Below are 12,400 nucleotides of genomic sequence, written 5' to 3'. Positions count from 1 at the left end.
CCGCCCTGGGAGGTCCGCGTCGTGGAGGAACGCATCCTCGAATTCGTGAGAAGCCTGCGCAATCGCGGGGTCCCGGTCTCCACCGCGGAGAGCATCGACGCCCTGTCCGCGGTGGAGGCGGCGGGGATGGAAGACCCGGAGGTCTTCCGGGCTTCCCTCAAGGCCGCCCTGGTGAAGACCAGGAAGGACGGAGCGGTCTTCGATGAGCTCTTCCCCCTCTACTTCTACGGGCTGGAGGGGTCCGGGGAGGTGGCCGCTCCCGACGAGGAGCTCCTGGCCCGCCTGGAGCGGGAGCTGCAGGCCATGGCGGCACAGAATGGCCACAACCCGCTGCTCATGCTCCTCCTGGCGGGAAGGGGTGGAGAGTTCGAGTCCTTCATCCGCGCCGCCGCGGGGGCGGTGGGGACCTCCCAGCTCGTCACGCGCATGCAGGTGGGCATGTACACGCGGCGTATCTTCGATTCCTTCGACTGGGAGAAGATGGAAGAGGACTTCCGGGAGCTCCAGTCCCGTCTGCGGGAGGCGGGTTGGACAGAGGAGGAACTCGAGGAGCTGGAGAGGATATACCAGGCCAACCGCGAGGCCCTGCGCCGCCAGGTGCGCCGCTACGTGGAGCGAGAACAGGCGCGCAATCTGGATCGTATACCTTCCTCGGAGCGTGTGGACCGTCTCATGCTCCGGCCCCTCGCCAGCCTGGACGAGCAGGAGCTACAGCAGATGCGGCGGGCGGTGGACGTCCTGGCCCGCAAGCTGCGCAACAAGCTCTCCTTGCGCGAGAAGCGGATGCGCCGGGACAAGCTGGACGTCAAGGCTACCCTGCGCAAGAACATGCGCTACGGCGGGGTCCCCTTCCACCTGGTCCTGCGCACCAAGCGCCTGGAGAAGGTGGAGCTCATGGTGCTCTGCGACGTCTCCTCCTCGGTGGCCCGCGTCTCCCAGTTCATGCTCCAGTTCGTGTACACCCTGCAGGATTGCCTGGCCAAGGTGCGCTCCTTCGTCTTCGTCGACGAACTGGGGGAAGTTACTAACTTCTTCCAGGAGGAGGATATCGAGAGGGGGGTGAGGAGGGCCCTTACCGAAGCGGGGATCGCCTACCATGCGCGCAGCGACTTCGGCTACGTCTTCCGCCAGTTCTGCGAGCGATACCTCCAGGACGTGGGCTTCCGCACCTACATCCTCATCATCGGGGACGCCCGCAACAACTACAACGACCCCTGCACCTGGGCCCTGGAGAGGATGCGCGACCGCAGCAAGGGCATCATCTGGCTCAACCCGGAGACCAAACCCTTCTGGGACACCGGAGACAGCGTGATGGGGGAATATGCCCCCCACTGCAAGGAAGTGAGGGTATGCCGCACCCTCAAGGACCTCGAGGACACCGTCTCCTCCCTCCTTTTATGAAAGGGGTCAGGTCTTGAATCGTGATATCCCTGGGGGTATTCCGGGAAACAGATCTGGGGTCAACACCTCTCCTCGTCCGAGGTTCCGGTGGGTGCCCCACTGAACGGAGGCCATGACAGGGCCGATCTTGGAATATTATACCCCGGGGTATTAACCCCTGGGTACGCTCTCCCGCCTGCGGGGGCGTGGGGAGCCCCACATCAACACGGATTTTCAACCGCAGCACGGCCCAATGCCCCACTCACATCGGCCCACCGCCGCATAGACCGGCCTGGTGGCTACGTCTTATTCACGGCCGGGACGCGCAGGCAGTCCGGGCAAATCCCTCTGATCATGCACCATGCCCTCGGGCACCCAGTCCGGTACCGTTATGTTTTCGGGTACCTTGTCCGGTATCGGCATCAGAAGACTCCCTTCCTCCGGACACCTTCCTCCAGGTACTCCTTCCTCCGGGGACTGCGGTGCTCCCCTTCCGGGGTAAGCGAACCCGGGTCTTCCCGGTTCAATCGCCCACTTCGCCGGAACCTTCAGGCTGGCCATAAACTCGCGCGCCTTGGTTACCAGGCCGATGGCTCTCTCTATGGCGTGGCGGGCCTCCTCGGCCACCTTATCCAGGACGCCGTTCAGGACCTCCAGGCACCTCACGAACAAAGCGTCAATCCTCTGAAGGACCTCCTCCAGATCCTTCGGGATGGTAACGCCCTTCTCGGGGCGCTCCTCAGCCGCCGCGGGTTCCTCGGGAAGAGCGCCGGACGCCATGGCGCTCACCGCCGTGAGCAGGGAAGCCAGGACGGCCATGATAACCACCGGGATTCCTCGACCGCGTGTTCCCTTCCGCATTTTCACCACCTCCTCGCATCCTTCGCGCCATAAATCGCATGTCCTCTGCCGATGGGGGCTTTTCCGCCGCGAACGGGTCCGTTTTTCTCAAGCCTCTCACCCTGTTCATGGAGGAAGAAGCGATTTTGTTACGGGAAAGGCCCGGCCCTTATCCATGCAGCTCCATGCGGTGCGATGGAAGTGGGGTACTGGAGGCGGTATTCCGGCCGAGTAACAAAAAGCGGTTTGTGCCGATAAACATGTTGAGAAAGAAAGCAACGTCGCGATCGGGACGTGGGACGGAGAAAACATGCGCGCGAAGGCACCGCCTTCGATGAAAGGGCTGCCTTCCGTAAAGGAGCTGGAAGAGATAGCCCGGAAGGCCAAGAAGTACGAGCCTGGTGGCTTCGAGGCCCTGTTCGACCTGTTCTTCGAGAGGATAAGGCGGTACATGTATTTCCACGTCGGTGACCTGGAGGTGGCGGATGACCTCTCTTCAGAGGTCTTTGCCCAGGCGCTGAAGAGCATAGGAAACTTCGAGGACAGGGGCGGGACCATCGGCCGATGGCTCTACGGGATAGCCCGCAACGTCTTGGCCGAGCACCTGCGAAACGCGGAGAGGCTGCCGACCGTAAGCCTGGAGGGAGAACCCTCTCCTATCCCGGAGGGTAATCCCGAGGATGAGACATTGAGGTTGATGACGTACGAGGATCTCTACAGGGCCGTGAGGGGGCTTCCTCCTGAACAGAGGGAAATCATCATCTTGAGGTTCATCGAGGGCTATCCAGTAAAGGAATCAGCTGCCATCATGGACCGGAGCCCGGGCGCGGTGAGGGCCCTCCAGCACAGGGCTGTGGTTTCCCTCAGAAAAGCCCTTAAGCGCGAGACGAGGTGAGCGTAAAAATGAAGCCCTCGACGAGGAAACTCGAGGAGGAGGTGCGGAGAGCGGGCCTCGCTATTCCGCCAAGCGAAAGAGCCGCCCAAATAAGGGAGGACCTGCTCTCGCAGGTGGAAGCCCTGCGCGCCATGGCGATGAATTCCACGGTCGAGGCGGAAGGAGAAGCACGAGCGGAGAGCGCGGTGGTACCGCTGCGCTGCCGGAGGGTTACCTGGCCTCGGGCCGTCGCGGCGGCGATGATCGTGCTCGCCGTGCTGGTGAGCATGGGGGTTGCGTCAACTTACGCCATGCCTGGAAACCCCCTTTATTCGGTAAAGCGTTTCCTGGAAAACGTCCACAGCGCCTTCACTCCCGGAGGTGAAAGCGAGGCTGGCGTCAGTTTATCCCATGCCGAAAAGCGCCTGAAGGAGCTGAAGTACGCGGGGGAGAGGGAAATGAACGGATGGTATGTGGGGCTGGCCCACGACGCGATCGCGGACATCCGCTCCGCTCTCCGCGAGAGCGCTGGACTTCCGGAAGAGAAAGCCGGCGAGGTGCGGTCCAGTGCCCTGGCCCTTCTCGAAAGGCTGCTTCTCCAGCTCAGAGACTTGGCACTCCAGATGCCGGCTGAGGGTGCGAAATCGCTCAGGCACGAACTGGACGAGACGTTTCAGGAGCTGGGAGAGGCCGTTCCACCTCCGTGGGAGATGGGATTGGAATGGGAGGAGGGGGGCAAGCCCCGGGAGGACGTTCCGCCGGTGCCGCCTCCCCAGCCCCCCGTCGAGACGCCGAAGCCCCCAAGCACACCCGGGGTCAGCCCCTTTCCCTCTCCCCGGACGGATCTGGGGTCAGACCTACTCCCTGCCCTGGTTTCCGGCAGATGACCGGCGGCATGAAAGCCAAAAGTTCAGCGGAGTGGGAAGGGAAAGATCTGGGGTTAGTCCCTCTCCCTGTCCGAGGTTCAGGCAGATGACCGGCGGCATGAAAGCCAAAAGTTCAGCGGAGCCTGAAGGAAAATTAGTTCAAAACCTGGTTCTTTAGACCCTCCCGCTTCTGCCCGTCTCGCCCCTTGAGCGAAGACGGCAACATAAGCTGATTCCAAACCTGGCAATATCGGTCCCGCTGTCCACCCATGCCCCGCTAATAGGAACCGGCTCACGATCCCGGCGCCCGTCTACCCCCATGCCTCCAGGCTATGACGTGGAACAGGTCGTTCCGTCCCCAGTGGTTTATAATCGAAGAAACGAAGAAATAATCAAGTTAATCGGGTGAGGAGAACGGCACAGCACGCGACACGGGGGCGTGGTAGCCGCCGGGAAAAGAGAGGAAAAGCGGGATTAAAGCATGGGAGAGAAACCAAACGAGGTGCTGGACGTAGTGGTGGTGGGCGGAGGCCCGGCGGGACTTACCGCGGGGATATACTTGGCCCGGGCGCGTATGAACGCCCTGCTCATCGAGAAACAGTCCCCGGGCGGCGCCCCGGCCCTCACTGAGCGCATTGAGAATTATCCCGGCTTCCCGGAGGGCATATCCGGGTACGAGCTGGTGGACCGCATGCGGCGCCAGGCAGAGGGCTTCGGGCTGCGTATAGCTTCCTTTAACCCCCTCCTGGGCCTCCGGGAGGAGGGGGAGGAGAAGGTCCTCGAGACGGAGGAGGGCGAACTCCGCGCCTACGCCGTCATCCTGGCCACCGGCATGCGACCAGCCAAGCTGGGGGTCCCCGGGGAGGAGGAGTTCCACGGCCGCGGCGTCTCCTATTGCGCCACCTGCGACGGGGCCTTCTTTAAGGACGGCGTGGTGGCGGTGGTGGGCGGAGGCAACTCCGCCGTGGAGGAGGCCCTCTTCCTTACCCGTTTCGCCAGCAGGGTGGTCATCGTGCACCGCCGCGACCGCCTGCGGGCTGGAAAGATCCTCCAGGAGCGTGCGCTCTCCAACCCCAAGATGGACTTCAGGTGGAAGAGAGTGGTAAAGGAGATCCGGGGCGACGAGAAGGTAAGGAGTCTCATCCTGGCCCCCGTCGAGGGCGGAGAGGAAGAGGAACTACCTGTGGACGGTGTCTTCCTCTATGTGGGAAATCTTCCCAACACGGAGGAGCTCCGGGGCGTGGTGGAGCTTGACGAGAGAGGCTTCATCATAACTGACGCCGACCTGCGGACCAGCATGAACGGGGTCTTCGCCGCAGGGGACGTCCGCGCCGGCGCCGTCTGGCAGGTGGCCGCCGCGGTGGGGGACGGGGTGAGGGCGGCGCTCAACGCCCAGTTCCACGTGGAGAACCTCAAGGGCACGGCCTACGTGTGAATGGATCGAGGGTCACGAACAAGATAATCAAGGGTCACAACGGCGAGGAGGTGTGTGGTGGCCGGAAAGGTAATAGAGCTCAACGATGGGAACTTCGAGCAGGAGGTGCTGAAGAGCGACAAGCCCACCCTGGTGGACTTCTGGGCCCCCTGGTGTGGTCCCTGCCGCATGATGGCCCCCATCCTCGAGGAGGCTGCCGAGGAGTGGGAGGGCAAGATCAAGGTCTGCAAGCTCAACGTGGACGAGGCCATGTCCACGGCGCGCAACTACCAGATCCAGTCCATCCCCACCATGATCCTCTTCGAGAAGGGGGAGCCGGTGAAGCGCCTGGTGGGAGCGCGGCCCAAGCAGGCCTTCGTGGAGGAATTCCGCACCTGGCTGCAGTGAGCGGTAAGAGGAGTAGGGGAAGCAGTGAAAGGGCCTGGCCCCAATAGCCTGTAAAAAAACACCTAACAGGGCTTGGACCGGAAGGACCACGACCAAGGAGCTGAGATGAAGATCGCCGTAGTGGACGGAATGGGGGGATCCATTGGGCACCAGATCGTCCTGGAGCTCCGGCGCAACCTCCCCGAAGACACGGAGATCATCGCCCTGGGAGCCAACGCCATCGCCACCGGAAACATGATGAAGGCGCGGGCCAACCGCGGAGCCACGGGGGAGAACGCAGTCCGGGTGTGCATCGGGGAGGCCGACGTGATCATGGGAAGCCTTTCCATCCTCATCCCCAACTCCATGATGGGGGAGCTCACGCCGGGGATGGCCGAGGCCATCGCCTCCGCCCGGGGGAGGAAAATACTCCTGCCCCTTACCCACCCCCGTATCGACATACTGGGGACCGGGGATACTCCCCTGCCCAAGCTCATCGAGCAGGCGGTGGAGATGGTGAAACAGATGTGCGAGGAGGTCGAGAAAGGCAAGGAGGTTAAGAAGGATGTGTGAGGCGGCCGTTTACATAGACCGGGGCGGGGAACTGGAAAAGGTCATGGAGGACGTCGTGGAGGTGCGCCCCGAGGAGGGGAAGCTCCTCCTGGTGGACGTATTCGGCGAGCAGAAGCTCCTCTCCGCCCGCATCGCCGAGGTGGAGCTCTTGGACCACCGCATCATCCTGCGGGAAAGCCATTGAACCGCGAGCTGGGGAACGCCGGTCCCCTCCGTTGATTACCGGGGCTTGAGGTATCTTCCTTTAGGGATACCGGCCCTACCAATGAAGCGGGGCTCCTACAGCGAGGCGGCCCGCTCCACCCTGGCGCCCGGGAGGTCCACCTCCCACTTGCCGCAGCGCCCGCCCCAGCGGGCCAGAGTCTCCCCCTCCACCATTATCTTCACTATCTCGCAGTTGTTGGAGCATCCCTTGCAGTTGAAGCTGGAGGTGCGGTAGTCGATCTCCGTCACCCGGAAACCCTTGAAGTTGGTGACCGCCGGGTTGAGCTCCCGTGCCAGAAGGGCTGCCCCGATGGCCCCCATGACGTTGTAGTGTTTGGGCACCACCACCTCCATCCCCAGGGCCTCCTCGAAGGCTCGCTTCATCCCCACGTTGGCCGCCACCCCTCCCTGGAAGACTACCGGGGGCTCGATGCTCTTACCCTTAGCCAGGTTGTTGAGATAGTTGCGCACCAGGGCCTCGCACAGGCCGTAGATGATGTTCTCGATGGGGTGTCCCACCTGCTGTTTGTGGATCATGTCCGACTCGGCGAAGACCGAGCAACGCCCGGCGATCTGCACTCCCGTCTCCGCCCGCAGCGCGTAAGTGCCGAACTCCTCGATGGGGATGTTCAGCCTTGCCGCCTGGTGATCCAGGAAGGAGCCCGTCCCCGCGGCACACACGGTGTTCATGGCGAAGTCCACCACGATGCCGTCCCGCAGGATGATTATCTTGGAGTCCTGCCCGCCTATCTCCAGGACCGTGCGCACCCCGGGGACCACGTGCAGGGCGGCCACGGCATGGGCGGTTATCTCGTTCTTCACGATGTCCGCTCCCACGATGATGCCGCTCAGGTGGCGGGCGCTCCCCGTGGTCCCCGCTCCCAGGACCTCCACGTCGGGAGGGAGCTGTGCCCCCAGCTCCTTCAGTCCCTCCTGTACGGCACGGATGGGCTGTCCCATGGTGCGCCGGTAGACGGAAGCGGCCACCTCGCCGTTCTCGTCCAGGAGCACCAGGTTGGTGCTCACCGAACCCACGTCCACTCCCAGGTATCCGCGCATGGCTGTCCTTTCCTTTACTTTCCTTTAACTCGACCCGGTACGTGTCCGTGCCGGTCGAATAAACCATACTGGTTGTAGAGGCTGGGCCCTTCCCTCGTCCGGCTCGGCGTGCGCCCGTATGACGATGAGGTTCCTCCAGGAACCCCTTGCACCCTCTTTCGGTTTCGCTTTTACCTTAAATTAATCTAACACATCGCCGGGAAACTCCCAATCGCATCCCCTTTCGGTAGGCTCGCCCGGATGAAGACCGTGATGCACATTCCCACAAAGACCACGATCACGCTCCCCCATGAGGATCATGCCGCTCACCGCCCATGGTTACTTGGTGATAATCAGGTTCGTAGCAGCCCAAGTGGAGCAAAGGTGGACCAGCGAAAGTGATGCCCTGACCGGGATTTTCAAAAGTATGGCGGCTTGGGTGAATCTCCACCATGGGAAGTTTACGAAAGACGCAAGGGTGGAAGAAAATAAGGTGGGTAAGGGTGATGGGAGAGTGGGCCGATGGGAATCCCGGACTCCATCACCGCCGGCTGCCCCGGTTGGAAGGAAACGGGAAGTGAAGCCGGGACGAGGGAAACTGTCCCACGGAGGCGAGGAGAATCCAAGCTGCGACCTATCAAATGAGACGTCGGTACAGGAGGTGATCCCATGCATCACGATTTCTTCGAGGGTGTGGAGCAGGTGGAAGCCACCCTGCTGGGAAAAACGGTCAAGCTTCCGGTTTTCTACCGCAGCGCCCGGTCGATGACCGCGGTCTTTCCAGCCACGCTCCCGGCCCTCAAGAGGCTGGTCCCCGATCCACGTTATACCCCGGCGCAGGTAGTTCCGGGGATCGGTGCCCTTCATCTCACCGCTTTCGAGTACTACGACACCGACATAGAGCCCTACAACGAGTTCGCCATCGGGGTGCTGCTCAACGACCCCCAGATCCTTCCTCTGCCGGGATACAACCTGTTGCGCCAGCTGATACGCAATGCTTTCCATACTTACATCCATCACCTGCCGGTGACCACCGAGCTGGCCTTGAGGGGCGGCATTGACATCTACAACTACCCCAAGTTCCTGGCGGGGATCGATTTCTCGGAGACGGACAGCGAGCTCACCTGCCGCCTCTCCGAGAGGGGGGAGCACATCCTCACCCTGCGGGGCCAGAAGGTGGAGGCCTCGAGAAGCGGGGTCATGAAGTACTTCTGCCACCTCTACCAGTTCAAGCAGCCACAGGGGGCGGAGTTCAAGGTCAACGCCATCCGCTACTCCTTGGTGCCCGGCTGGGGCAAGGCCAGCCTGGAGCTCGGCGATGCCCACCCCGTGGCCCAGGAGTTGAGGAGGACCCTGCTGACCACCCAGCCCCTTCTCTACTTCTACATGCCGGAGATACAGTGCATCCTCTACGGGCCGGAGAACCTGTCCCTGCCCCTTCTGGCCAGGCTCCTACGGGAGAACATGGGCATACCGCTGGAGGAGCTGGCCTCCAGGTAGGCAAAGCGGCCGGGAGGACCGCGCCGTCCAGCCTCGAGTACGGCCGCCGCGGGAGAGGCGGTCGTCCCGGGGCTGGTTTCATGCCCGCCCTCCGGGGCTTTCGACTGTCATCCGGCGCGGCTCCTTCATGCGCGGAAATTGGCCCCCCGCCCTCCCCCGTATATACTGGTTAAGGAAGGAAAAAAAGAAGCGACTTGAACCCGGTCCGGGAAGCAAGGGAACAGAGGTGCGCCCGAAGAGATACATCGTGTGGTCCACGAAGGAATTGAACCTGGATGACCCTTTCCAGAGGAACTGGTATATCAGGCAGGTTCTCACCCGCGGACGTGCCGAGGACGTGGCGGCCCTGGACTGGGACGAGCTTGAGGGGTTACTCCCTCAGCTCGACCTACCGGAGGAGATCGCGAACCTTTGGAAGGAGTATTTCCATGCTCGAGAGCAAAGGCGCCATAACACCGCTTCAGAGGGAGATAATCCTCTCTTTTAGGGAGCTGCCGGATGCGGAGTGGTTCTACCTGGCCGGCACGGCCCTCTCCTCGATTTCTCGAGGTGGGTAGCATGGAAAAGGCGAGCAAGCTGTGGCGCCTGCTCAAGATCTTCACCCTGATCGAGGGAAAACCGGGTATCGGGGCCGCGGAGCTGGCGGAGCGCTGCGAGACCTCCCTGCGCACGGTCTACCGGGACGTGTGCCTCCTCAAGCTGGCGGGGATTCCCATCTATTACCAGAAGGGTTACCGTATCTCCCCGGATTTCTTCCTGCCCCCGGTGCGGTTCGACCTCACGGAGATGCTCTCCCTGGCCATGGGCGCCGAGCTCCTCTCCCGCCAGAAGGGGACCCCTTTCCAGCGGGGGGTGGAGAGCGCCATGGAGAAGATCTACGCCGCCATCCCATCCGGCATAAGGGAGGCCGTGATCCGCGAGTCGGTCCATTTCACCCCCGCCTGGGAGCCCACCGTGAACTACGCCGGGCGCCTTCCCGTCCTGGACACGCTGGAGAAGGGGGTGGAGGAGGACCGCTCGGTGGCCATCTCCTACCATTCCCTCTCCCGGGACGAGGTCACCCACCGCAAGGTGGACCCCTACGGGTTCCTTTTCCGGAGCAACGCCTGGTACATGGTGGGTTACTGCCACCTGCGAGGGGAGATAAAGATCTTCAAGGTGGACCGCATCCTGGAGGCGGAGCTCCTGGAGGAGAGGTTCCAGCCCCCCGAGGACTTCAGCATCCGCGAGTACATGGGTGACGCCTGGCAGGTGCTGCGCGGCGAGCCCTGCGAGGTGGAGGTGAGGTTCAGCCCCCAGGTGGCCCCGTACGTCAAGGAGAGCATCTGGCACTTCAGCCAGCGCTGCCGGGACTGCGAGGACGGGAGCGCCGTGCTCTCCTTCCGGGTGAGCGGCCTCACCGAGATATGCTCCTGGCTCATGGCCTTCGGGGGCGAGGCGGAGGTACTCAAGCCCCCGGAGCTCAAGGAGATGCTCCTGGAAAGGGCCCGGGGAATCGTGGAGAGGTATTCCTGATCCCTCTCCGCATGCGGCCATGGCCGAACGACCTCCATCCCGTGAGCCAACTGTCTCCCATACAGGTAATCTACGAGGGTCTCTACCCCCTACCGCTGAATGAGCTTCTTTCCTGTAAGCCAACGGTCTCTCGTTTCTTAAAGTTGCCCAGGGGACTGCCATACAGTTGGCAGTCTCCCCCGTAAAAACCTAAAAACTCCTTTTTCAAACTGCCACACTGCTGGCAGTCTTACCCTCCATAATTGAAAACAGCCGCTAATTCCCGGGCATAGGGTGAGCGGGGGAACAACCGCGCAATTGCGTGATCGAGTCTTCCGTCTCACGCTCCGGTTGGGCAGTGGACGTGGGTGCTACGCCCGCAACCTGCCTCCGGAGATGGGGTGAGGCCTCGACAGCGGTTCAGGCTCGTGACGGCCTGCCCGGGGATCGGTCCCGGAAAAACAAGGTGGGGGTGATGGTATATGGCTCGCAAAGCTTCCGTCCCTGGCGAGAGGAAGGTATGGGTGGCCTACCTCCTTTGGCCCACGCTGGTGGGGCATCGCTGGTACCTTGCGAAACTTTCACCCGTCTACACCCTGACCCTGGGATACTTCGGCATCATGTGGCTCGCCGACCTCTTCCGCATCCCGGCCATGGTGAGGGAGTACAATTCCTTCGTCTACCAGAGGAGCATGGCCCGGGCCATGTATGGTAATCCGGGAGGAACGGAGGGGTCACCTACCGCCCGGTGGTCGTCCGTTTTCGTGGGAGGCATGTCTCGACCTCCCTTTGCTGAAAGCGCTTCCACGCTTTCAGCACGGGACGGCGCGGTGGAAGAACCCACCGCGTCATCGGATACGGAAAAGGTGCCCACCTCACCGGAAGGCCCAGCGAATCTTCCCCAACTCCCGGGCGGGGCCGCGGCACCGCTTACCAAGATCAAGGAGCGCTGGTTCAAGACAAGTCCCAGAGTGCGCATGATAGCGATCGCTACTGCCGGGTTAGTGGTAGTTATAATCCTTCTTGCCTCCATTTTTGGCTCGGGAAATAAAGGAAAAGAGGGTGAGGAAGGTACGCAGGCTCCGGCGGCGGTAAAGGAGGTCGCGGAGAAACTGACCATCACTCTCACCACCCCTTCCGGCCTTACGTTCAACTCCCCCAACGCCACGCTGGAGGGGGTCACAGAACCGGGGGCCAGCGTCGTGGTGCTCGGCTGCGCCAACGCTCCGCTCCACCTCCAGGCGAGAGAGGATGGCAGGTTCACCGCTGCCTTGACCCTGAACGAGGGCACCAACTTCCTGACCGTTACCGCCGAGAAGGAGGGCAGGAAGGGCTCGACCAGCTGCTCCCTGACCTACCAGCTGGACGAGGCCACCTACAAGGCGCAGTGCCGGCCCATCGAGTTCCGCATGCTCGAAAAGAACCCGGACGCCTACAAGGGGCAGAAGTACTTCGCTACCGGCCAGGTGGTCCAGATAATGGAAGGCCTGGGCACGACCGATATTCGCATGAATGTCACCAGAGACCAGTGGGGCCTCTGGGACGACACCATATATGTGACCTATGCAGGCACCGTTCCCGCTTATGAGGAATCCATTATTCGGGTGTGGGGAGAGATCAAGGGCTCCTATACCTACACCTCGGTGGCGGGCTGGACTATCACCCTTCCCTGGGTGGAGGCGAAATACATCGAGGTGGTGCAGCCTTGAGCGGGCCAGGGTGCCCAAGGTGGTGAGCATGAGCGGGGCACAAGCAAGGAGCGTGAAGGCAATGGGGAAGGAGCGTGCCTTGTTCGGGTCGCGGACAGGGTGCCGAATTTCCCCTCCGGGA

General features: G+C 62.2%; 13 protein-coding genes. 11 read left to right on the top strand and 2 right to left on the bottom strand.

Annotation, left to right across the window (positions count from 1 at the left end; translation table 11 throughout):
- Positions 1-21 precede the first annotated feature (21 nt).
- Positions 22-1,401, top strand: a complete 1,380-nt coding sequence (locus tag QME84_09520; protein MDI6874501.1) for a VWA domain-containing protein — start codon at positions 22-24, stop codon at positions 1,399-1,401.
- Between the two features lie 285 nt (positions 1,402-1,686).
- Here QME84_09520 and QME84_09515 read toward each other — a convergent pair whose 3' ends face one another.
- Positions 1,687-2,241, bottom strand: a complete 555-nt coding sequence (locus tag QME84_09515; protein MDI6874500.1) for a hypothetical protein — start codon at positions 2,239-2,241, stop codon at positions 1,687-1,689.
- A gap of 289 nt (positions 2,242-2,530) precedes the next feature.
- On the opposite strand from QME84_09515, the gene QME84_09510 reads away from it, so the two are divergent.
- The 6 genes from QME84_09510 (at position 2,531) to QME84_09485 (ending at position 6,518) form a co-directional block, all read left to right on the top strand.
- On the top strand, positions 2,531-3,115 hold the full coding sequence (locus tag QME84_09510; protein ID MDI6874499.1) for an RNA polymerase sigma factor: 585 nt from the start codon (positions 2,531-2,533) through the stop codon (positions 3,113-3,115).
- 8 nt (positions 3,116-3,123) lie between these two features.
- Positions 3,124-3,981 (top strand): DUF5667 domain-containing protein, encoded by an 858-nt coding sequence (locus tag QME84_09505; protein MDI6874498.1) that lies wholly within the window; start codon positions 3,124-3,126, stop codon positions 3,979-3,981.
- 460 nt (positions 3,982-4,441) lie between these two features.
- The gene (trxB, locus tag QME84_09500) at positions 4,442-5,395 is read left to right on the top strand and encodes a thioredoxin-disulfide reductase (GenBank protein ID MDI6874497.1); all 954 of its coding nucleotides are present in this window, start codon (positions 4,442-4,444) and stop codon (positions 5,393-5,395) included.
- A 57-nt stretch (positions 5,396-5,452) separates the two neighbouring features.
- Positions 5,453-5,782, top strand: coding sequence for a thioredoxin (gene trxA / locus QME84_09495; GenBank protein ID MDI6874496.1), 330 nt, complete (start codon positions 5,453-5,455; stop codon positions 5,780-5,782).
- A 105-nt stretch (positions 5,783-5,887) separates the two neighbouring features.
- Complete coding sequence (locus QME84_09490; GenBank protein ID MDI6874495.1) at positions 5,888-6,334, top strand: DUF3842 family protein; 447 nt, start codon at positions 5,888-5,890, stop codon at positions 6,332-6,334.
- Positions 6,327-6,518, top strand: a complete 192-nt coding sequence (locus tag QME84_09485) for a CooT family nickel-binding protein (GenBank protein ID MDI6874494.1) — start codon at positions 6,327-6,329, stop codon at positions 6,516-6,518. The genes QME84_09490 and QME84_09485 overlap by 8 nt, the downstream gene beginning before the upstream one ends.
- A 95-nt stretch (positions 6,519-6,613) precedes the next feature.
- Here the strand turns inward: QME84_09485 and QME84_09480 are convergent, their stop codons facing one another.
- Positions 6,614-7,597, bottom strand: a complete 984-nt coding sequence (locus QME84_09480; GenBank protein MDI6874493.1) for an acyl-CoA dehydratase activase — start codon at positions 7,595-7,597, stop codon at positions 6,614-6,616.
- A gap of 648 nt (positions 7,598-8,245) precedes the next feature.
- Here QME84_09480 and QME84_09475 point away from each other — a divergent pair.
- The 4 genes from QME84_09475 (at position 8,246) to QME84_09460 (ending at position 12,279) form a co-directional block, all read left to right on the top strand.
- Entirely contained in the window at positions 8,246-9,076 is an 831-nt protein-coding gene (locus tag QME84_09475) for an acetoacetate decarboxylase family protein (GenBank protein MDI6874492.1), read from the top strand.
- Positions 9,077-9,504: 428 nt separating this feature from the next.
- The gene (locus QME84_09470; GenBank protein MDI6874491.1) at positions 9,505-9,633 is read left to right on the top strand and encodes a hypothetical protein; all 129 of its coding nucleotides are present in this window, start codon (positions 9,505-9,507) and stop codon (positions 9,631-9,633) included.
- Position 9,634: 1 nt separating this feature from the next.
- A complete protein-coding gene (locus QME84_09465; GenBank protein MDI6874490.1) occupies positions 9,635-10,591 on the top strand; it encodes a WYL domain-containing protein in 957 nt (318 codons plus the stop codon).
- Between the two features lie 503 nt (positions 10,592-11,094).
- On the top strand, positions 11,095-12,279 hold the full coding sequence (locus QME84_09460; protein MDI6874489.1) for a hypothetical protein: 1,185 nt from the start codon (positions 11,095-11,097) through the stop codon (positions 12,277-12,279).
- Positions 12,280-12,400: the final 121 nt, after the last annotated feature.

The organism is Actinomycetota bacterium (genome assembly GCA_030019255.1).
In the GTDB taxonomy this organism is placed as follows: Bacteria; Actinomycetota; Geothermincolia; order Geothermincolales; family RBG-13-55-18; genus Solincola_A.
The sequence above is the reverse complement of the archived record's forward strand: the minus strand, read 5'-3'. Positions and strand labels throughout refer to the sequence as shown.

Excerpts from the sequence above, each read along its gene's own strand:
- QME84_09480 (MDI6874493.1), bottom strand. The coding sequence starts at position 7,597 with ATGCGCGGATACCTGGGAGTGGACGTGGGTTCGGTGAGCACCAACCTG.
- QME84_09475 (MDI6874492.1), top strand. The coding sequence starts at position 8,246 with ATGCATCACGATTTCTTCGAGGGTGTGGAGCAGGTGGAAGCCACCCTG.
- QME84_09505 (MDI6874498.1), top strand. The coding sequence starts at position 3,124 with ATGAAGCCCTCGACGAGGAAACTCGAGGAGGAGGTGCGGAGAGCGGGC.
- QME84_09465 (MDI6874490.1), top strand. The coding sequence starts at position 9,635 with ATGGAAAAGGCGAGCAAGCTGTGGCGCCTGCTCAAGATCTTCACCCTG.
- QME84_09490 (MDI6874495.1), top strand. The coding sequence starts at position 5,888 with ATGAAGATCGCCGTAGTGGACGGAATGGGGGGATCCATTGGGCACCAG.
- QME84_09510 (MDI6874499.1), top strand. The coding sequence starts at position 2,531 with ATGCGCGCGAAGGCACCGCCTTCGATGAAAGGGCTGCCTTCCGTAAAG.
- QME84_09485 (MDI6874494.1), top strand. The coding sequence starts at position 6,327 with ATGTGTGAGGCGGCCGTTTACATAGACCGGGGCGGGGAACTGGAAAAG.
- trxB (MDI6874497.1), top strand. The coding sequence starts at position 4,442 with ATGGGAGAGAAACCAAACGAGGTGCTGGACGTAGTGGTGGTGGGCGGA.
- QME84_09470 (MDI6874491.1), top strand. The coding sequence starts at position 9,505 with ATGCTCGAGAGCAAAGGCGCCATAACACCGCTTCAGAGGGAGATAATC.
- QME84_09515 (MDI6874500.1), bottom strand. The coding sequence starts at position 2,241 with ATGCGGAAGGGAACACGCGGTCGAGGAATCCCGGTGGTTATCATGGCC.